This is a genomic window from Veillonella sp. 3891 (assembly GCF_003992315.1).
In the GTDB taxonomy this organism is placed as follows: domain Bacteria; phylum Bacillota; class Negativicutes; order Veillonellales; family Veillonellaceae; genus F0422.
The window spans coordinates 60,524-83,330 of record NZ_RQVE01000009.1 but is presented as its reverse complement, the minus strand read 5'-3'; the positions used below and the strand labels follow the sequence as shown (position 1 = coordinate 83,330).

Here is a 22,807-nt window from a genome sequence, read left to right as displayed (position 1 = left end):
TTTAGATGTCTTTGCAAACACTATTTTATCAGAAAGCTATGAATCTTTTTTAGTTGCACTTAGATCATAAATTCAAGGCATAAAAAAATATCTTGGGGGGATAGCTTTTGCTGTCCCCCCAAAATATATTATAGAACCAAAAAATAGCTAGTGCTAAGAACTCTTATATGAGTAGCCCCAACATTTAACAAAGAGCCTATATATATCTAATAGGAATACAAAAAGAGACAACACCGAAATGTTGTCTCTTTGTCTGTTTAAGTATGCTAGTTTAATCGTTAATGTTTAACTAATGTTAAAAGATTTTCTAATTGAGGGAAGAATTCTTGTCCAAAATAAGTTAAAATACCAAAAACGATTAGATATAACAAGAAGTATTTAGATACATGAACCATGATGGAACTTGCATCAATAGAGTGACGTAATTGATCAGCTTTTTGTGCATCGATTTTATGCTCTTCGATGTATGCATTCAAAGCAGGACCTACGGCACCAATCGCAATGGCAATACTTTGTGGGGAGAACATTTTACCAACACCAGCGGAGCCAGAGTTAGTTGCTGCCAACCACAATGCTAATGTATCATGACCAGGAGTCAATTGATGAGCTGCTGCTGTTTGCAATGGTCCAAACAATACGTTTGCATTTGTACCAGAGCCAGTCAAGAACGCACCTAACGCACCAATTACAGGCGCAAATGCAGGGTACATAGATCCTGTTGCCGCTACTAATGCATTTGCAATCATACCAGTCATACCAGAGTATGTCATCAATTTAGCAGTTACTACTACAGAAATAATTGTTACATATGTTAATTTTAATGTTTTAAATGTATTTGTTAATACATATTTTTGAGTTCCAAGACCAGCTTTTTGGATGAAACCACCAATCAAAGCAGAGATGAAAATCATGATACCAGGTGTTGCAATCCAAACGAATGTGTAAGGTTTTGCATTCACACCTGCATGGATAGGTACAGATGTTTTAAACACCATCAATGCATTATACACAGCTGGCACCAATTTAGATGTACCAATCAACAAGATAAAGATCAAGATGAATGGAGATGCTGCAATCAAGCCTTCTTTAGCAGATACTTTTTTTGCTCCCATATCGACTTTATATTCTGGGTCGTTTACAGGCATAATTTTTGCAATAGCTATAATAACAGCCATGATAACAATAGAGGAGCCCATAACAGCAAGTTCTGGACCACCTGCATACATATTAATTAATAACTCAGGAACAGCTAATGCTAAACCAGCTATTAAAGTTTGTACAAATACACCTTTAATTGCTTTCACGCCACCAGCAATAATACCAACAATAAAGAGTGGAGTCACTACATTTAAAATGAATAATTGCGCTGCAATGAATGTACCTAATTCAGCTGGTTGTAAACCAGTTAAAGATGCCAATGTAGTTGTTGGAATCGCAATAGAACCAAACGTAGTAGGCACAGAGTTCGCTACTAAGCAAGCCAAGATAGATTTCAATGGATCAAAGCCTACCGCTACCATCATCGCTGCTGGAATTGCAACGGCTGTACCGAAACCTGCCATACCTTCCATAAAGTTACCAAAGCCCCATGCTAACAATAATGCTAAAATACGCATATCGCTAGTTACGGAAGACAACATAATTTTAATTGTATCCATAGCTTTTGTATGAACTACTAATTGGTATGTGAAGATGGCTGCTGTAATAACCAAAAGAATCGGCCAAACTGCAAGAGCTACGCCTTCCATGGCGCCAGTGTACATAACGTATGCATTTTCTCCATAATAGAAGACCGCTAAAATATATGTACCAATTGCTGCTGCCAAACATGCTTTCCATGCAGGCATTTTTAAAATTGCCAATGCTACGATAAGCCATAGGATCGGCAAGACTGCTAAAAATATATCCATATTAACAATCCCTTTCTATAGTATGAATCACTGTAATTCAAATTCTAGCATACATACAGTGTAATATAAACAAAGAGAGAGGAAATCCACAGATTCCCTCTCTCATATGTTCCAAGATTATTGACTGTTACCAGCCTCTAAGAAGTATTCCTTAGGGATACAAAACTACTGATTCTGCATCGATAAAGATTTGTAATTGTCAGCTACTAACCTACTAATTAGTAGTTGGATGCAACTGCTTTAGGTGGTTCATAGTCGCCGAAGTATTTTTTAGGGTCCAATTTCAACAAGTTACATACGTCGAACAATTCTGCCACAGTTTTGTCGATAACTGGAATACCTTCTTTACGGCAAACTTCGATAGCTTCTGCTTCTTTTTCACCATGAGTGTAGATGCGTTCAGCACCTTCAGCTTTAGGAGCTTCACGAAGTTCTTGTAAGAATGTGGAGAAGTGTTTTTTAACATCTTCTGGGTTACCGAAGATAGCTGGGTTAATAGCCATGAAACCATGACAAATGTTGGAACGGCCACCAGTCATACATTTATTGGATGTACCACCTTGAGAGAAGATGGATGCGAAGATTTCGCAAAGCATACCGTAACCATAACCTTTGTGGGAACCTAATTGTTCAGTGTTGCCACCTAAAGGCATGATACCGCCACCAACGTGGTCAGAGATATTACCTAATACTTCACTAGCATTTTGAGATGCTTTACCGTCTTTATTTAATGCCCAACCGTTAGGTAATTCTTTACCTAATTTGTTGTACATTTCTAATTTACCACGAGTTACTACTGTTGTAGAAGCGTCGAAGAAGAAATTGTATGGTTCAGCAGGCATTGCGAACGCAATTGGGTTGGAACCAAGCATTGCTTTACGAGCAAATGTAGGAACCATGATTGCTTCAGAGTTAGTGCAAGAGAAACCGATTAAGCCTTCTTTTAAAGCAAGATCAGCATAGTAACCAGCGATACCATAGTGGTTAGAGTTACGAGCAGATACGATACCGATACCGGATTCTTTAGCTTTTTTAATTGCTAATTCCATAGCGAAATGGCCAACTAATTGACCCATTGCGTCATGACCTTCAACAACTGCGGATACTGGAGTTTCGAATACCACTTCTGGTTTTGCTTTAATGTCGATAAGACCTTTTTCAATACCTTTGTGGTAACGAACTACACGTTGCATACCATGGGATTGGATACCGTACATGTCGGACATCATCAATACGTCTTTAATGATGCTAGCTTCTTCAGGGCTGAAGCCAAATCCTTCAAATGCATCTTGACAGAATGCGTTAAGTTTTTCTTCTTGGATGTAAACAAAATTTCCCATCGTTAAAACCTCTTTCCCTAACTAAAAAATATGTGTGACATCGCCTGTACTCCTCTATAGGTGGTCACGACTCTTGATACGTAAATTATAGCACACATGTACACCACATGGAATAGAAATCCCCTATTTATCAGCATTTTACCCTTATCATATATGCATAGTTAAGAGATAAATTAATTGTTTTTATTAATATTTTTCTTAAAAAGTAGCTATTTCAGTGGGTAAACCAATCATTACTTTTAGTTATACCTCATCTTTTTTCTTCATCATAACTTCATTTTCCTATACTTGCATATCGAATTCCATGAAAGAAAATCTATATTTATCGTTCTTCTCTATCGATATCCATCGATAACATGGAGATGATGTATAGTTTACTATAACGATTAGTTGTATGTATCCTTATTTTTATTATTTATTATTTATTATCTTGTTTCTCTTGCTTCTCTTTTTTATCTTTTTTATCTTTTTTGTCTTTTTTGTCTTTTTTATCCTTCTTATCTTTTTTATTTACTTTTTGATCTGCTACAACACCTGACTCATCACTGATGGCTGCATTCATTTGTTTCGCAATCTGAAATGCAGCATCGTATGTTGGCATAGTCACGATATTAGTTGTACCAATCGCCACGGTAGAACCATCTACACGGGCACCACCAATAGCATTATCATGATACAGTCTAGCTAGTTTACCTGCCACCAAATAAGCGCGCATTGGAGCCGTATAATTTCCCTTTGTCGTTCCTTCATAGACAGGCTTACCATTGATGAATACTGTTTGCCGTTCTACTTTCACATGATTTCCTGAATACACGTATAAGCGTTGCAAATTGTCTAATATCCGTTGTGATATTTTCGGATGATCATTAGGATTCAAAATTTTACCAAATCCCTCACGATAGGTATCACCATATTTATTTTTTATAACTTCCATGGCAAGAGCTGCCCCACCTACGTTATATGAGGAATCCGCCAAAATGCTAAAGCCTAATTCATCTGCATTCTTCTCTTGCGACATGGTGAATACTTGACTATCTAAGTATTTGCCAGTAAGTCCCGCCGCAATTTGCCCTAAATCTCCAGAATTGAAGGTAGCTGCTCCAATCACAGTGGTTAAAATACTGCTTTTCTTAGCTCCATTCACTAAATCTTTGTGCTCACCATGGCTCAATTCATGACCAATAACATAAGCCAGCGCATCATCATCTAGTAAATCCATAGTCCCTTTATTAATAGACATAACACGTCCAAAGGTCATGAACGCATTGAAATTTTCATCTGGATTTACATAGACTACATAACTACGTTTTACATGTGGTGATTTTGAAAGTTCATCTACAATGCGCTTCGCTCGCATTTGATAAGCATAATTATCATACACGCCCGTACGATCTTTTGTTTTTTCTAGCATCTCCTGTTGACCTTGCTCAGTATTATCTAGGTCACTCAAATGTTGATGCACAGAAATGCCTCCTAACACGCTTTTACCAAGAGCCTCCCAAATACCACTGGCATGAACCTCAGATGTTCCTACTGATACGATACCCATAGTCAATGCGCCTACACAAAGTATGTGTTTCCAAGTGTTTCTCATAGTCTCTCTCCTCTTATTACATACCAGGATCATCCTCACGATAGGCTAAATCCCTAAATCGTGTATATGCCCCTTCAAACCATAGTTTTACAATTCCTAATTCCCCATTACGGTGCTTACGGATAATAACTTGCGTTTCTACACCATCACTAGTATCCTCTGTATCTTGATAATTCTCACGATTCAAGAAAGCTACAATATCCGCATCTTGTTCTAGAGAACCAGATTCACGTAAATCGCTTAGCATCGGAGTCTTATCTGCCCGGCTTTCAACACCACGACTCAACTGAGACAAAGCAATCAATGGTACATTAAACTCCCGTGCCATGATTTTTAATTGTCGAGAAATGGCAGATACTTCTTGTTGGCGATTGTCCGCCATTTTTTTACCGCCATTTTCCATAAGCTGAATATAATCCACTACTACTAAGCCTAGTTCACCATGTTCTTGAATTAAACGGCGCAACTTTTTCTTCATTAACTGCGGCGTTAACCCAGATGTATCGTCAATATATAATGGAGCTTCTGCTAAATCATTCAAAGCATTAATGGCTTTCCCCCAATCTTCTTGGCTAAGCTGGCCATTCCGAATACGACCAGAGTTAATGCCAGCTACCGCTGCCAACACACGGGCAACAAGTTGTGTCTTCGACATTTCTAGAGAGAAAAAGGCTACATTTTTCTTTGATTTCATCGCTACATTTTGAGCAATGTTCAATGTAAATGCTGTTTTACCCATAGAAGGACGAGCAGCTACTAAAATTAAATCCGATTTTTGTAAGCCACTAGTCAAGTTATCTAAATCTTTAAATCCTGTTGATACGCCCGTCAATATCCCTTTATGTCGTTGTAGTTCATTAATGCGATCAATGGTTTCATAGACTACGTCTCGCATAGCACTAAAAGAAGACTCTCCTTTGGTAGTACCACTCACATCGAGAACCATTTGTTCTGCTCGATTGACGATATCTTCCGTCTCTTCTTCTTCTCGATAAGCCATGGATTCCACTGCATTTGCCACATGGATTAATTTACGCAAATGAGCTTTATCTCTTACAATTTTTGCATGATCTTCTACGTTGTACGCATCTACAATATCTGTGGTCAAATTCGTAAGGTACAGAATCCCCCCTACAGCCTCTAACTTCTGAGACTTTTTCAACTCCTCCGATAATAATACATAGTCTGCACGTTGATTTTTCCCTACAATGCTTACGAGCGCTTCATAAATGACACGATGATTATCGCTATAGAAATCTTCTGCTTTTACAATAGAGCTGACTGCATCAAAGGCATCTTTATTTAGCAAAATCGCTCCTAGTACGGCTCGTTCTGCCTCTATACTGTGCGGTGGTATCCTTCCTGACATACTATTCTCCCAATTCACAACTACATATATCTATACCAAAAAAGAGGGGCCTAGCCCCTCTTTCTATTAACCTGCAACTACTTCTACAGTAATCTTAGCTGTAATTTCTGGATGCACTCGAACTAACACTTCATGAGTACCCAATGTTTTGATTGGCTCTTTTAGGTCAATTTTCTTTTTATCCACATCAACTTTTACTTGCGCTTGCAATGCATCAGAAATATCTTTACCTGTTACAGAACCGAATACACGGCCACCATCACCCATTTTTACTGGGATTGTAACAGATACTTTCGACAATTGGCTAGCCAATACAGTAGCTTCATCAGAGTCCACTTGTTTTTTATGTGCTTGAGCACCTAATTTTTGTTTTGCATTGTTTAAGTTTTGTGGTGTCCCCTCAAGACCTACGCCTTTTTTAATCAATACATTACGGCCATAAGCTTCAGACACTTCTACGATTTCACCACGTTTACCAACTTTTTTAACATCTTCTAATAAAATTACTTTCATGATAATTCCTCCTTAACTTCTTTTTGTAATTCTGTCATATGGGATACGGCCACTTCAGTCACCCATTGGCGTGCCTCTTTCATAGACATATTGTAAATTTGAGCACCCGCCACGGTACGATGACCTCCGCCACCAACAGCTTCCATAATTAATTGTACATTTAACTTGCCTTGTGACCTAGCACTGACTCCAATGCCACCATCTGGCAATACATAAAATACAAAACTAGCTTCAATACCCTCTAGCGTAATTAATTTATCACCTGTTTGAGCTGCTATCACTGTTGCATTCTTCGCATCTTGCGGTGCCTCTGTAAAAGCCATATTTTCTATTTCTTCTGCAGAAGCTAGCATAGCAGAACGTATACGCATACCTTCAAAACTATCCATAAATAAGTGTCGTACTAAGGATACATCTGCTCCTGATCGGCGCAAGAAAGAGGCTGCTTCAAAGGTACGTGCCCCTGTTTGAACCACAAAGTTTTTTGTATCTACTACAATACCTGCATATAAACCACTAGCTTCAATATGCTTAATCTCTACATGTTCTGGGAAATATTGAATTAACTCTGTTACCAGTTCACTAGTAGATGAGGTAGAAGGCTCTAAATACGTTAATAATGGCGATTCAATGAAATCTGAGCCCCGTCTATGATGGTCGATGACAACACGGCGATTTGCTTTTTTCAGCGCTGATGGAGCAGCTACCATTTCAGACCGATGCACATCGGTCACGATGACCACAGTATTATCTGTTACAAACTGAGCTGCTTCTTCTTCATCAATAATTAGACCTTGAAAATCTGGATGTTCTACCAGCACTTCTACTAATTTACGAACTGCTGTAGGATGTGAACTCAAGGCAATATGCACTGGTTTATTAAGGGCTCTTGCCATCGCTGCTACGCCTACAGAAGCACCAATACTATCATAATCTTCTCGATCATGACCCATCACAAGCACGCGATCAGAATCCAACATGATTTCATGCAATGCATGAGATACGACCCTAGCACGAACACGTGTATTCTTTTCATTCCCTGATGACTTCCCACCAAAGAATTTTACTTCCTCACCATGATATACACAAACTTGGTCACCGCCACGCCCTAAAGCGATTTCTAAGGCTGATTTTGCCTTTTCCCCTTGTACTTTTACAGTATCTTCTGTTAAAGCAATGCCCATACTGATAGTTGGAGGAATATGTTTCGATGTAGTTAAGGCCCGAATTTTATCTAATATGCTAAACTTCGACTCCATCATGTGCAACATAGCTGCTTTACTAATACTGAAGGTATACGTATCTTCTGTAGCATTTCGTATAAATCCGTCATGCTTGTCAATTTCCGTTACAATCAAGCGATTCATATCAGACCATAATTGCGTATATTCAATATCACTCAAACCAGAACGCAAATCTTCAATATTATCCATAGCAATAAAGCCAAGAGCTGGTAACATAGAAATCGCTTTTTGTTTCTCCACTTCGATGTCTGTTATGTCATCAAAATAAAATGCCATATACGATTCTAGTTCATCGCTATTAACATCGGAATAATTAGACTTCGGAGCTACCAACGTTTTATATAATACACGGTAATATTTACCATCAATTTCTTCGTGAAAGAATCCCGACTTGCCCCAATATTTATCAATCCGCAAAGTAGGAATAAATCCACTTAATTTTATTGTTTTATCGGAATCACTAGGTAACCAATCTCTAAATACGCTATTACTCCAGCAGATCACATTGTGTTCATCAATGATAACAATCCCTACGGGTAAATTTTGTAATGCAAAGGTCGATGCCTGTGTAATCCCTTTTGCCATACAGTCAAATTGAGCTTTTCTAAGATGTCGTCCTCGGCGAATGGTTCGTCCCACATATAAATAGGCAGCGATCACCACGATACAAGCCAACATGGCTAGTTGCCAATTTAAATAGAAAATAATACCTAATAAGATAATAATGAGAACGGCAGCAGTCATTTCAATAGAACTGTATTCAGTTTGTATATCCATACTACCTCCTCTAGGTTTACTCACTTCGTCTGCCCCATCGTTTCTCTATGTGCAAGAATACATCTAAGGCGCCTAATATCGCAGCAGATTGTGACATCACAACAAATATAGCTAGCACAATCCACGGCACAATCTTCGGCGGATTGTAACTTTTACTAATACGCCAAACACAAGATATACCTCGTATAAATAGCATTATACCACCTAAATACATCAAATTATAGCCTGCGTATTCAAGGAGTGGAATATATTGTTTCACAAAATAGGAAATGACCCCCACTAAAAAGATATGCAAGGCCCAGTCTGGTACACGCCACCCTTTGATGGTAGGCATTTCAGGAACATGATAGGTACCGATACGACTGAGCACAAGATAGGTAAGACGATTAATAATATACGAAATCGCTACGCCAGAGCAAAACAGTCCTGCAATCAATACTTTTTTCATGATTTCAATTTGATCTTGCAAGGCTGCCATCGCTGTTGTCACTTGCTCCTCTGAAAGCCCTTGCTGTACATACATATCCTGCATGGATACTGTAATTTGTTCTTCCAAAGATGACCACATCTCTGTAGGGCTTACCTGCATCACCAAAGCAGATGCCCAAAACTGAACGACTACTGCTAGTATTAATACCACAGCAGGAATCATTAGCAATTTAAAAATCGACCAGTGCTTGCTTAATCCATAACCGATTAAAATACCAATCACACCAAAGACTCCCCCTTCTACTATGGCCGTCAAAGGTCCTAATAAAAAGGCAATGGCTATCATCGCTGATACAACAGATAATAGGCTCCAGCGAAAACCATGACGTACACCTACAATGGCAATCGTCATAGGCACAAAAATAGATCCAAAAAATCCAAGCATAGGTACACTGAGACCTATCATGGCAAAGACAATCATCAATGCCGTTAAGATACCAGACTCTACGACGGACTTTGTACTTGTTTGATTCATATACTAACTCCACACTATGTCTCCCTCAAGGGTCGACATCGTTCTATGCCAATACAATAAATAGACATATGACTTTCGTCATATGCCTATTATATCACAATCCTTATACGTCTTGAATGATTGGTAGAATCATTGGACGACGGCGTGTTTTTTCATAGAAGAATTTACCTAATGTGTCACGCACCACTGTTTTGATAGTTGTCCAATCTTTGATGTGGTCCATTTCACATTTCTCTACTGCTGCATCTACACGACGTTGTGCTTCGCTTAATAATTCTTCTGCATCACGAACATATACAAAGCCACGAGATAGCATATCTGGACCCGCTACGATCGTACCAGACGCACGGTCCATTGCCATCACAACGACCACCATCCCTTCTTGTGCTAATTGTTGACGATCACGGATAACGATATTACCTACATCACCTACACCTAAGCCATCCACAAAAACTTTGCCCGCTGGCACACGACCTGCTAAGCGACCTGTACGAGTAGTAAACTCAAAAATTTGTCCATTATCGCCTACCAAGACATTGCTAGGCTTTACAATCCCCATGGACACAGCCAGTTCACCATGTTTTTTCAACATGCGGTATTCCCCATGAACTGGGATAAAGAATTTAGGTCTCACCAAGTTCAACATAGTTTTTAAATCTTCTTGGCTACCATGACCAGACACGTGAATACCACGATCTTTGCCATAAACTACATGAGCGCCTTGGCGCAATAAGTTATCGATAGTACGTCCTACAGCCGCTTCATTACCAGGAATTGGTGTGGCAGAGATAATAACAGTATCATTTGGCGTGATCTCTACGGTACGGTGATTGTTCGTAGACATACGAGATAGACCTGCCATTGGTTCACCTTGGGAACCTGTTGTTAAGATCATAATTTCATCAGCACGGTAGCGATTCATTTCATCATCACCGATGATCGTTCCTTCTGGTACTGTTAAGTAGCCACGTTCTTGAGCAATTTCTGTAACATTTACCATGGAACGACCTAACACCACTACTTTACGTTTTGTGGCTACCGCTGCATCAATGGCTTGTTGTAAACGAGACACATTGGATGCAAATGTCGCTAAAATAACACGACCAGTAGCTTCTGCGACAGCACGCATAATCGCTGGTCCTACAGAACTTTCAGATGGAGTAAACCCTGGTTTTTCTACATTTGTGGAGTCGGACATAAGCGCCAATACGCCTTTGTTGCCAAGCTCTGCAAATTTGTGAACGTCCATTAATTTGCCATCTACTGGAGTTTGATCCACTTTGAAGTCCCCCGTATGTACCACAGTACCAACTGGAGTTTCTAAGAAAATAGCACACGCATCTGGAATGGAGTGGTTCGTTTGGATAAAGCCCACTTTAAAGCATCCAATTTTAAATTCATCACCAGCTTTTACAACTTGTAATTTTTTAGCTTTTACGTGATGTTCTTTTAATTTGCCTTCGATCAATCCACATACTAAGTTTGTAGCATACACAGGTACGTTCACTTCTTTTAATAAGTACGCCAAGGACCCAATGTGGTCTTCATGACCATGAGTAATCACCACGGCACGTACTTTATCTTTATGCTCGATTAAATAACTCATATCAGGGATTACAATATCTACCCCTAACATATCATTTTCTGGGAATGCTAATCCCGCATCCAACACGACAATATCATCACCATATTGGAAAATGGTCATGTTTTTACCGATCTCACCTAGACCACCTAATGGAATGATTTGCAATTTATCTTTTCGCGCATGGGAACGATTTATTTGTTCATGTTTTTCCACAGTTGTATTGGCACGTTGTGGTTTACGCGGACCACGATTAGATTGACGGCGGTCACCATTGTCACCTCGCGGACGACTGGTACGTTCCCCCTCAGCTTTCACAGTGGTACGACGATTTTGACCCGTCGTGCGGCGTGTACGTGTTGTAGAACGTGGTCGTTGTTGCGTAGCTTCACCTACCGGTGCAGCTATATTTGTTCTTTCTTCTTGTATATTCAAAATTTCCTCCTACAGGACTATAGTCGTACTGTCTATACATACTACCATAGTCCAAGACTATATAATCCCACCCTCAGATGGTTAAGCATGTATCGGCATGTAAGCACAAATAAGTATCTATTTCTGTTCGTATTCATACAGCAAAACACTGTGAGAAACCTTTCTCACTATCTATGTCACATTCTTCTACACAGCAAAGCATATACCCTCTATACATACTTCTACTGTGAAACATTTGGGAACCCATAAGGTTCATAAGCCGATCAAAATAATTACCTTTATTATACTATAGAAAATCCACCCTAAGCAACTAAGGCGCCTCTCCCTAATCCATAAAATTTGCAATTGAATATTGCACTATATGCAATTGCGTTTTATAATGTAAACGAAGTAAGGTTTTTGAAAGTTTACAATAGGAGGTCACAAAATGAAAAATGTAAGTATTCACACAATTGCAGAGATCGCTATCTTAACGGCGATGATGACAATTCTAGGAGGCATCAAAATTCCCAACTTAATTCCCGGTGTAGAGTTCCAACTATCTGCTCCTTTAGCGGTAGCAATTTGCGCTGCCTTCGGATTCCGCAAGTACATCATCTGCGGCTGTCTTTCTAGTTTGATTGGTCTTGTATTAGGCACACAAAACTTATTAAACGTTGCCATTGCCATGCAATTCCGCCTCATCGTAGGACTCATTTTATGGATTGGCAAAAATCGCATGTGGTCTATTCTTATCTCTGGTCCTATTGCGTCTGCTATCGCCCGTATCACCATTGGTTTATCCTTTGGCAAAATGGTCATTCCTATGCTTGTGATGGCAGTACCTGGCATGATTTTCACAGTCATTGTAAGCCCTATCTTCTACAGTATCTTGCGACGTCTACCACGCTTAGCTACGACGTTGAAAGCGCATCAAGGTTAGTCTCTCATGGTCTATAGCATTCGTATGCGCGCTGCTAAGGGAGGCCCTCATGAACAAGGAGGTTCTCATATTTCAGGAGCTGAACGTCTCGTCTCTTTAGAATCCTTATCACGCATTTCAGAAGAATTTTTACAGCGAGCATTACAACACAGCAAAGGTCGTCCAGATTTTATCAATTTACAAATTGATGAGATTACTGACGAATCCATCATGAAAGTCCCTGCTCTCATGGTGGCTACTACAGAATCAGAAACAATCGAGGAATCTCATCGGGTAGCTACCCAACTATTACAACAAGTGCAGATTCACGAACAGGCGATTCAAAAGGCTTTTACCAAACTCAGCAAAAATACAGAAACTGTGAGCGGGGCTTGGCTCATCAATGCTATTACTGGTGAGGTGTATCCCCAAACAGTACGTGTGTCCCGTATGGATGCCGAATCAGATGCAGACATACACCACCATTTGCAATATTATGGCTGTTCTTCCATCCATTCTAGGGAGGCTCTCATCCTAGCAAGCAAGGTCCTCGCATCGCCTTACGTACTAGGTGAACTATGTTGGTCCGATGATCCACAGTATACGACGGGCTATGTGTCCTATGGCACTACCTACCATCGGTTAAGCCCTATGAAAGTCTATGGTAGTCCTATTGGTGGTCGCGCCTTCTTTATCACTGACGATGCACCGATAGAAGAAGTAATACAGTATTTTACATCCACTCCTACGTGGGTCACAACGAAAGGGATTCACCATGTTTAATCGATACTCCGAAGCCTTAGTCAAGCGCCAAGAGGAATCACAATTTCGTTCTCCTCGCACCTATACTCCTATCGATGCTACTCATGTTATGTATGAAGGTTCCACCTATCTAATGATGGCATCAAATAATTACCTAGGCTTAACCCATCATCCCCACGTGAAAGATCGAGCCTTACAGGCCATCCAACAATATGGCGCCGGTTCTGGTGGCGCTCGCCTTACCTCTGGTTCTTTCCCTTTATTTCAAGAACTAGAGCACCGTCTTGCACAGTGGAAAGACTGTGAAAAGGCACTCACTTTCACAGCTGGGTTTATGGCAAATCTAGGAACAATCTCTGCCCTAGTTCATAAAGGAGATATTATTTTTAGTGATGAATTGAATCACGCTAGCCTCATCGACGGATGTCGTCTCAGTGGCGCTAAAGTACAAGTCTACCCTCACAAGGATCTGGCAGGTCTAGAATCCTCATTAAGCCAATCTAAGCACTATGGTATGCGTTTTATCATCACTGATGGAGTGTTCAGCATGGATGGGGATATAGCTCCCTTACCTGAACTATTGGAACTTGCAGAACGGTACGATGCCCTACTTATAGTAGACGATGCTCATGCTACTGGCGTCATTGGTGAAGGCCGTGGCACAGCGCATCACTTTCATTGTGAAAACCCACGTATCATCATCACTGGCACTATGAGTAAAGCCTTAGGGTCCATCGGAGGATACGTCTGCGGTAGCCAAACCATCATCGACTATATCATCAACCACAGTCGTCCCTTCATCTTTGCCACCGCTTTGTCCCCTGCTGACATTGGGACTAGCATCGGTGCCCTAGAAGTATTAGTAGAGGAACCTAGTGTATATCAAAAACTGCGAAGCAATACAGAATATATGCATAACGCCTTGCAATCACTAGGAATCCCTAGCAGCGATGATACACCGATATTTCCTATCATCATCGGCTCTAACGAAGATACATTAGAAGCCAGTCGCCTATGTGAACGAGAAGGCATTATCCTCAGTGGCATTCGCCCTCCCACAGTCCCTGTCAACACTGGACGATTGCGCTTAACCGTCACCGCTGCACACACAGAAGAAGAATTAGACAAGGTCATCCAAGTATTACAAAGACTACCAATACAAAAGACCTTATAACAAAGCTCCTCCTGAATTTCCATAAAGGGAGCTACAAAAAATAAGTTCCAAATAAAATAGAGGAAAGTTGAGCCATATCAACCTTCCTCTATTTTTTAATCCACCGCAAGAAAAGCCGTAGTGCTTACTGAAAACTTTCGCGTAGGGCAGTTTTTAGAAGCGCTGCGGCTTTTCGCTTTTTTAGAAGCGCTGCGGCTTTTCGTCTTTTTAGAAGCGCCACGGCTTTTCACTCTATAAGGTTTTACAAAATTCCCTAAATTGTTCTTTATACAGTCCCGCTCCTCCATTGGCTGGATGGCGCAAGGTAGCTTGTACTTCTACCCCATACTCCGCCAAGGTAAGACTCGCTTTTTGACCCACTCCAAGGATCTGTGCCCTAGGGAACAAATCTAAGAGCTGTTTCGTATAGGTCCACCCTAAGTCTAATTCTTGCTTTGTAGGAGTCCGGTTCGTCAAGCCATCTATTCCTTTAAAGGGATGAAATGGAAAAATGTTCCACAACACCACTTCATAAGGGTCTATATTAGCTTCTAACATGGCATTCCACACCACAGAATCAGTAGGCTCATTAAAGCCCTTTTCTTTTTGTGTCGGTTTTATAATATACTCGCTCTTTGGATTACTAGTTCGTTTCGGCTCCAATCCAGTAAACACCATAGATGGGGTTACTGTAGGGTGATGCCCTAAGAGCATTCTTTCACAGGTCATGGCAATCCCTGTAAATCGTCCTCCTTGATAGCCCACCGCTTCTGCAATGATAAGAATTTTGGCGCGATCTAATCGCTGCTCCAAATAGGCTTGTAACTGTTTTCTCCGAATGGAGCTCGCTCTCTGATTAGTATCATAGCGTTCATCAAAATCATTCCAAGGATTATACACATAGGGACTGGAAAATCCTTTTAATTGTCGCATCAATCGTTCTACTGACATAGATACCTCACTATTTGGAATGCAATAGTACTACCTTAGAACTACTTTCATCACGTTCTAAATGTTGACCTACTGAAGATTCCTCTAATTCTTTACCATAATTTTTATTGGTAATTATGAGCATCCGTTCCCCAGATTGCAAGCGTTTAAATAACTCTTGTTCCTCAATTTGAGGCATCACATTCTTACCGTTCCACTTCGCACTGCGCTGTACATTATACTTCGCCAATCGTTCTGGACTAGGCTCTACTCGCACTGGTGTCACATCTAAATAATACGGCACTGACGCCGCATATTCCCCATAATAATACACAGGTCCATGAAAGCTTCGTATCTGTTCATGATAGGTCACAGAAGAACGCAAGCCCAAGAATGGTACCAACCCTTCTAAAAGCACAATACCTAGTACTACCAAGGTACCCATCCCCACCGTGAAAGGCATCATCAATCGTTTCCGATACCAATAACACCCACCTAGAAATAAGGTAAGACCTACGACAACAGCTCGAAGAGTCCACCAAAAGCCCCACGGTGCAAAGAATGTTCCAATCCCAAGAGCCCACCATAACACTAAAGTCGGTACCAATACCCACCACCAAGCACGGTGACTGGCATCTTTCAAAGAAATAATCCCAAAAGCTCCTAACAAGCTGAAAGGAATCACCGAAATAAAGGCATAAGTCGGATATTTCGTGGCCATCATTGTATAGAACAAAATCGTGCCCCAACCCATAATCATGGTATATAGATAGGCATCAGTTCTTGTTTTCCAACCCCGATACATACCATATAGAATAGCCCCCGTCCAAGGGAGAGATCCCCCTAGGAAAATAGGTAGATAATACCACCAATGATTTACCTCAGGATGTTCAGATTGGGTCGCTCTCGTTACATTATGAAGTCCTAAAAACCCATTGATAAATTCCATACCATGAGTATGGTACATATATCCATACCAAGGCAAGACTATAGCTAAGAGTATGAGGATACCTTGCCATGGAAATAAAGCTTTCACCATGGACCAAGATCGTTTAACTCCTGCATAAATCAAGAACAACAATCCCGGTAATACCAGCCCTACAGGGCCTTTTGTCAATACTGCAATACCCGCAAAGCCATAGGCTACTGCCATATGCCATGGATTCTTAACTAGTAGCCCACGATATGCGTAATAAAAGGTACCTACCGTAGCAAATAACAACACCATATCTGTGATGATACCATGGGCAATAGTCCATACGATGAGAGATGTGCCTAATATGAATGCTGATAACAAAGCGCCTAATCGTTGCCCTGTTAGGGTGCGCACTCCTTGGTAAACCAAGGCTACTGATAAAGCCCCAAAAAGACCTGACGGAAAACGTGCTGCAAAGTCTGTCATACCGAATACAGAATAGGACAAACTTAATAGCCAATAAATCATAATTGGTTTATCAAACCAATAGTGCCCATAAATTTGTGGAGACAACCAATCTCCGGAAAGGACCATCTCTTTTGCGGTTAAAGCGTAATTCGACTCTACTGGATCCGACACTGGTAATAGATGGTTCCCTAGTACATAAACTCCTAAGAAAAAGAGAAATACTACATAGGTTACACGATGTAATTTCATAAGCATCTCCCTATTGTTTACGACGTTTCCAATATTTCAAACCATATACTACAGCTACTATTACAAAGACTACAATCATAGCAATTAATAGTTCATGATTATACTCAATTAAATCTTTCCAATGTTCTCCTAATTTCATACCTAGCCAAACTAGCAAGATAGTCCAAGGGATTGTGCCCAAAGTAGTCCAAATCACAAAGGGGGTCATCGGATATTTAGCCACTCCTGCAGGGAAGGAAATAAATGTACGCACCCCTGGTAATAAACGGCCAATAAACACAGCGGCACCACCATAGCGATTGAACAATTTTTCTGCAGCACTAAATTTATCTTCACTAAATAAGATATATTTCCCATATTTCATCAATACAGGTCTGCCACCATATTCCCCCAGCCAATAGGATAATACAGAACCCACAATACCCGCTACAACACCTACAATAATAGCCGTATTCAAATCAAATACGCCTTGAAATACTAAATACCCTGCGAACCCTAAAATAATTTCACTAGGAATCGGAATGTTCGCATTTTCTAGCACCATGCAAATAAACATGGCTGCATACCCATATGTCTCCATGATGGTCAATACATAATCCACTGTTGTCTCCTCATCGGAAGATAGTTATTAATCTCAATCTTCATCTTCTTCATCTAATAAATAATCTTTTGCCATCCACTTTTTCGTAGCTGTAAATGTGATCGTCACCCATTTCTCTGCAGGGTCACCACCAATGGCAAGGTCAATTTCATTGCGAATTTCATCTAATTCTACAATGGTTTGTTTTGGGAAATTCTTAGGAATTAAAATATCAATTTCAATCATTTTTACATTCCCATAGGCTTGTACACTAGTGACATAATCTTTAAATTTATACTTTTCCATGAAAGAATCCATAATAAATTGGATTCGATTATGTAATTTCAAAGGCGCTACACCCATAATTTGTTTCACCGATGGAATGATAATTTTTAAAGCAGACGGCATCATTTGTAACGATAAAATAATGAGCACAATAGGATCCACGTAGACCGCCCATTCTGCATAGCCAAAATGTTCTAGCCCAAAAGCCACTAAAAAGCTAACTAAAATCCCAGCTTCTAACATAGCATCGATGGACCAGCTAATATTATCGAATTTTACCAAATTAGATTGTAATTTTTTATTGATTTGGTGCACATAGAAATAATAGCACGTATCAGCAATGGTAAAAATTGTAGCATAGATGATAGCTGGTCCCACATGAACAGCACGACCGCCACCCAATAAATCCGTCAGTCCCGATAAAAAGGCATAGCTTACAATCAACAAGGTAAAACTACCTTCTGCAATCAACACTAAGGGTTCAAACTGCCAATAGCCAAACTGAAAGCGCTTACTCGTTTCATTTGATACTAGTCGGGATGTGATGATCATCATCACTTTAATAATCACGGCGATAAAGGACACGACCCCATCTAATAAGATAGCGCTGGATCCGCTAAAGACCCCCATCATAGTGCCACCAATGGCCACAAATGACATGAGTATGGCCGATTGAATCAACAATCGTTGCTCTACTGCATGTTTATCTTGTATTAACATAATTACTCCTATCTAATCTAGTGAACCTCAGACTCATTCTACTATGGATATTAATAAAATATCTTTTGATTAACTATCTTATAGCCTATAGGCATTCTGTACAGTCTACACGCTATGAAATAGTTTTATGCATTCATATACAAGTATATATAAAAACGGTGTATCATACAAGTACGATACACCATTTATAATTATCATATACGTAATTTTGTCTTTTATGTTCCACACCAAGAAAATATCTATTACTATTTTATAGAATTAATAATAGTATCCCCTGTGTATACGATTAAGCTTGTTTTTCTAAATCAAACTTATCAGAGATGAATCCGTACAAGGTCCATCCTATGAACGTCACGATAGAACCATATGTCATTGCTTCTAAGCCAGATGCATATAAAGCATATAAGCTATATAGGGAACCGATAAAGGCAATAAAAGTAGTTCCACTTAATTCGCTGCCACCACGTCCTGCAGATTTTAAGATAACAATAATAGCTGCCATAGACAATAAGTAAGGGATGATATTAGTAACAACCGCAAGGTTAACTAATACTTCAAATTGTTGATTTAATGATTCAGACATTGTCATCAAAGATAACAAAGATTGAACAATTGTAATCGTAATCATGCCTACAACTGGAGCATCCTTTGATGTGATTTTACTAAATAATTTAGGGAATAAACCTTCATCAGCAGATTGTTTGAATACGTTAGCAATTGTAAACTGCCAACCAAGCAGAGAGCCAAAGCAAGACATAACCATCAAGCCCATAACAATTTTACCTACTGTTGGTGTAAACATACTAGCGAATGCTAAGCCGAACGGAGCAGAACTATTTACTAAATCATTTGCTGGTACAAGACCAAACATGATATTAGTAGATAACACGTAAATAACTGCTGCTCCCAATGTACCACCAAGTACGGCAATCGGTACATTTTTTTCAGGATTATCAACTGCATCAGAGTTAGCCGCTGCTGATTCCAAACCTAAGAATGCCCATAATGTCATAGCAATTGAGTTAGTTGCTGCTTCGTTGAACGGTAAGTTATTTACATTCCAGTTTTCCATATATAAATGGCCTGAGAAGAAGTACCAACCTACAGTGGATATAACAAATACAGGTCCGATAACCCCCCATACAGTAAAGCTAGATACACGACCAGTGATACTAGCACCACCAAAGTTAAGAACAGTCGCTAACCACAATGTAGCAATTGTCCACATCGCTGTTGTAAAGGGAGATAAGTTCGCATCTAAAAATGTTGCACCATATCCTACTGCAGAAATTGCAATCGCTACGTTAGCAATTAAAAGTGATACGCCATACGTATAGTTTGCCATGAAATTACCTGCTTTCCCGAAGGAATATTCAGAGTAACCACCCATACCGCCGCCTTTTCTGCTATACATACCTGCTTTCGCAAAGGCGTATGCAAGAGCCATAGAACCTAGTGCTGTAATTAACCACGATACAATTGATAAGGATCCTACTTGTGCCAACTTAGTTGGAAGCATGATAATACCAGATCCCATCATGTTTACAGCTGTTAAAATAGTAAGCTGTAATACACTCATTTTATTTTCGCTTGTGCTGCTCATAGGCACCTCACTTAGAAAGGCCAGCTAGGAGCAAGCTCCTAGCTTCACCTCATTATAAATAATTATTTATCAAATTCTTTTTTCAATACATAACCAAAGGCTTTTTTAGTTCCATCTTCTTGAGTTGTAATATATACACCTTGGATTTCAGGAGCGAAGCCTGGCAATTTATTGATACCTTCTTCTAATGCTAAGAAGTAGTCTCTAGCAGTTTCAGACCATCTTTCACCTGGTTGTACACAAAGCACTCCTGGAGGATATGGAAGAGCACCTTCTAATGCCATCCGACCAACAGCTTCTGCCAACGGAACAAGTTCACCTTGACCACGTACAAAGTCAAAGTTTGCTTCTTGAGGAGTTTTCACATACTCAGGTAAATATTCGTGTAAGAATAATTTCTTTTGAAGTTCACTTACATTACGATCTTTGTAGAAATCATGCATTTCTTGACATAGACGACGAATTGTATAACCTTTATATTTATCAATATTATTATAGTAAATGGATGGTAATACATCTTGCATTGGTGCATCTTGTTCAATCAATTGTTCGAAACGAACTAATTGCGCTACCAAGTCATCCATTTTCGTTTTAGATTCTGCCGGAGTCATCAAGAATAAAATTGTGTTCAAGTCACATTTTTCTGGGATGATACCATGTTCACGAAGATAGTTAGCTAAAATATTAGCATGGATACCGAAGTCTTCATATTCTCCAGTTTCTACATTAATACCTGGTGTAGTCAATTGGAATTTACATGGATCAATGAAGTATTGTCCTTCACCATATCCTTCAAAAGAGTGCCATTTAGCACCTGGTTCGAAGGCAAAGTATTTAACATCTTGTGCCATTTCAGCAGTATTTCCATCTTCCCATTTTTTACCGTTTACAACTGGTGGTACTAATGGACGAAGGTATTTACAGTTTTTAAGGACTGCTTTACGAGCATCGATGACTGTTTCTACACAATCTTTCCACAATAATTTACCAGCCTCTCCTTCATGCATTTTCGCATTAATGTCAAGAGCTGCAAATAATGGATAGAATGGAGATGTAGAAGCATGCATCATAAATGCGTTGTTCAAGCGTTTATGATTTACATAGCGCTCTTGCCCCTTGATGTGAGAATCTTTTTTGTGTACTTGAGATGTTTGAGAGAATCCAGCTTGTTGCTTATGAACAGATTGTGTAACCAAAATACCAGGATCATTAGGTCCTAGCTCTAATAATAATGGACTGCAATCTTTCATCATTGGAATAAATTGTTCATAACCAACCCACGCAGAGTCAAACAAGATATAATCACATAAATGTCCAATTTTATCGACTACTTGACGAGCATTATAGATAGTTCCGTCATATGTACCTAATTGAATTACAGCTAAACGAATAGGGCGTTCTGCTTTTGCTTTTTCAGGATCTTGTTCTGCTACTAATTTACGGATATATTCTTCATTGAAACAATGTTCCAAAATACCGCCAATAGAACCAAATGGGTTGCGAGCCGTTTCTAAGTATACAGGAGTGGCACCAGCTTGTACTAGTGCACCATGAGAGATAGATTTATGGTTATTGCGATCATATAAAACAATATCTCCAGGGGCTAATAGTGCATTTAATACCATTTTATTAGCAGAGGATGTACCATTTAACACAAAATATGTTTTGTCTGCATTATATACTTGCGCTGCATGTTGCTGTGCATCACAAGCTGGGCCTTCATGAATCAATAAATCCCCTAATTTAACATCCGCATTGCAAAGGTCACTACGGAATACGTTTTCACCATAGAAATTATAGAATGCACGACCCGCTGGATGACGTGCAAAGAATTGTCCTCCTTGATGACCTGGACAGTCAAATTGAGAGTTACCGTCTTCTACATAATCTGCCAACGCACGGAAGAATGGAGGCAACATATCTTCTTCATATTTTTTAGCTGCCGCTTCAATTTGTTTTACATATAATTCGTAATTCACTTCATTAGCATCGATTACACGAGTAATCTTACCTACAAATTCAGGTTTAACGGTGGAGTTCGCATCTTTTTTCACTAAGAATACAGGAATACGAAGAGCTTCAATCAATGGATTGCTTAGTACTTCTTCATGATCTGCATCAGTAATCACAATCGCAGCTACATCAGAAAAATCAGTTTCATCTAAGGTCACTGCAAAACGAGTAATAGAATCCTCAAAATCTTGTAATGCATCATGAGAGAACGCAATGTGTAAGTGATTCATAATAAAGCCTCCTATTGCATACTATGAATAGATATAATTATTGAAAACCATTGTCGACATGGTAGCTATGGATATAAAAATATACAGTAGCCGTTTCGTACTAATCTTACAACAAATGACAATTTAATTCAACCTTAATTAACTATTTCTATTATAGCAATTTGTTATATTTCAACCTATTAAACCGCTAATATACTATATCCTATAGAATGTTATTTACATTCCATCTTAAAAAATGCATTTATAGTCACATTTATTTAGATATACAA

Annotated in this window: 17 protein-coding genes; 3 read left to right on the top strand and 14 right to left on the bottom strand. The window is 39.5% G+C overall.

Translation table 11 applies throughout. The annotated features are described in order from the left end of the window. Window positions 1-278: 278 nt before the first annotated feature. The 8 genes from EO118_RS06065 to EO118_RS06030 all read right to left on the bottom strand — a co-directional run bounded on the left by EO118_RS06065 (window position 279) and on the right by EO118_RS06030 (window position 11,728). A complete protein-coding gene (locus EO118_RS06065) occupies window positions 279-1,910 on the bottom strand; it encodes an L-lactate permease (RefSeq protein WP_370447248.1) in 1,632 nt (543 codons plus the stop codon). A 218-nt stretch (window positions 1,911-2,128) separates the two neighbouring features. Continuing rightward, window positions 2,129-3,250: an Ldh family oxidoreductase gene (locus tag EO118_RS06060; protein WP_127069108.1), complete on the bottom strand. Its 1,122-nt coding sequence runs from the start codon at window positions 3,248-3,250 to the stop codon at window positions 2,129-2,131. A 418-nt stretch (window positions 3,251-3,668) separates the two neighbouring features. Further along, window positions 3,669-4,844 (bottom strand): M48 family metalloprotease, encoded by a 1,176-nt coding sequence (locus EO118_RS06055; protein WP_240626931.1) that lies wholly within the window; start codon window positions 4,842-4,844, stop codon window positions 3,669-3,671. A 16-nt stretch (window positions 4,845-4,860) separates the two neighbouring features. Then, window positions 4,861-6,213 (bottom strand): replicative DNA helicase, encoded by a 1,353-nt coding sequence (gene dnaB, locus EO118_RS06050; RefSeq protein WP_127069107.1) that lies wholly within the window; start codon window positions 6,211-6,213, stop codon window positions 4,861-4,863. Window positions 6,214-6,279: 66 nt separating this feature from the next. Next, window positions 6,280-6,726: a 50S ribosomal protein L9 gene (gene rplI / locus EO118_RS06045; protein WP_127069106.1), complete on the bottom strand. Its 447-nt coding sequence runs from the start codon at window positions 6,724-6,726 to the stop codon at window positions 6,280-6,282. Continuing rightward, window positions 6,723-8,747: a DHH family phosphoesterase gene (locus EO118_RS06040; RefSeq protein ID WP_127069105.1), complete on the bottom strand. Its 2,025-nt coding sequence runs from the start codon at window positions 8,745-8,747 to the stop codon at window positions 6,723-6,725. Before EO118_RS06040 ends, rplI begins: the two co-directional genes overlap by 4 nt. Before the next feature lie 16 nt (window positions 8,748-8,763). Then, window positions 8,764-9,711 (bottom strand): YybS family protein, encoded by a 948-nt coding sequence (locus tag EO118_RS06035; protein ID WP_127069104.1) that lies wholly within the window; start codon window positions 9,709-9,711, stop codon window positions 8,764-8,766. Window positions 9,712-9,814: 103 nt separating this feature from the next. After that, window positions 9,815-11,728, bottom strand: coding sequence for a ribonuclease J (locus EO118_RS06030; RefSeq protein ID WP_127069103.1), 1,914 nt, complete (start codon window positions 11,726-11,728; stop codon window positions 9,815-9,817). Window positions 11,729-12,155: 427 nt separating this feature from the next. Between EO118_RS06030 and EO118_RS06025 the strand changes: the two genes are divergently transcribed. From EO118_RS06025 to bioF, 3 genes are read left to right on the top strand one after another with little or no spacing between them, the layout of a single operon-like run. After that, window positions 12,156-12,650, top strand: coding sequence for a hypothetical protein (locus EO118_RS06025; protein ID WP_127069102.1), 495 nt, complete (start codon window positions 12,156-12,158; stop codon window positions 12,648-12,650). 6 nt (window positions 12,651-12,656) lie between these two features. Beyond that, entirely contained in the window at window positions 12,657-13,412 is a 756-nt protein-coding gene (locus EO118_RS06020) for a 6-carboxyhexanoate--CoA ligase (protein WP_127069101.1), read from the top strand. Further along, window positions 13,405-14,565 (top strand): 8-amino-7-oxononanoate synthase, encoded by a 1,161-nt coding sequence (gene bioF / locus EO118_RS06015; protein ID WP_127069100.1) that lies wholly within the window; start codon window positions 13,405-13,407, stop codon window positions 14,563-14,565. The genes EO118_RS06020 and bioF overlap by 8 nt, the downstream gene beginning before the upstream one ends. Window positions 14,566-14,796: 231 nt before the next feature. On the opposite strand, the gene EO118_RS06010 is transcribed toward bioF, so the two are convergent. From EO118_RS06010 to speF, 6 genes are all read right to left on the bottom strand, one after another. Continuing rightward, the gene (locus tag EO118_RS06010) at window positions 14,797-15,495 is read right to left on the bottom strand and encodes a uracil-DNA glycosylase (RefSeq protein WP_127069099.1); all 699 of its coding nucleotides are present in this window, start codon (window positions 15,493-15,495) and stop codon (window positions 14,797-14,799) included. Between the two features lie 10 nt (window positions 15,496-15,505). Beyond that, window positions 15,506-17,107 carry a glycosyltransferase family 39 protein gene (locus EO118_RS06005; protein ID WP_127069098.1) on the bottom strand — a complete coding sequence of 534 codons (1,602 nt, stop codon included), beginning with the start codon at window positions 17,105-17,107 and terminating at the stop codon, window positions 15,506-15,508. 10 nt (window positions 17,108-17,117) lie between these two features. Further along, window positions 17,118-17,687, bottom strand: a complete 570-nt coding sequence (locus tag EO118_RS06000; RefSeq protein ID WP_370447249.1) for a DedA family protein — start codon at window positions 17,685-17,687, stop codon at window positions 17,118-17,120. Between the two features lie 54 nt (window positions 17,688-17,741). Beyond that, window positions 17,742-18,692, bottom strand: coding sequence for a cation diffusion facilitator family transporter (locus EO118_RS05995; protein WP_009353188.1), 951 nt, complete (start codon window positions 18,690-18,692; stop codon window positions 17,742-17,744). A 286-nt stretch (window positions 18,693-18,978) separates the two neighbouring features. Continuing rightward, on the bottom strand, window positions 18,979-20,295 hold the full coding sequence (gene potE, locus EO118_RS05990) for a putrescine-ornithine antiporter (protein ID WP_127069095.1): 1,317 nt from the start codon (window positions 20,293-20,295) through the stop codon (window positions 18,979-18,981). A gap of 62 nt (window positions 20,296-20,357) precedes the next feature. Further along, window positions 20,358-22,538 carry an ornithine decarboxylase SpeF gene (gene speF / locus EO118_RS05985; protein WP_127069094.1) on the bottom strand — a complete coding sequence of 727 codons (2,181 nt, stop codon included), beginning with the start codon at window positions 22,536-22,538 and terminating at the stop codon, window positions 20,358-20,360. Window positions 22,539-22,807: the final 269 nt, after the last annotated feature.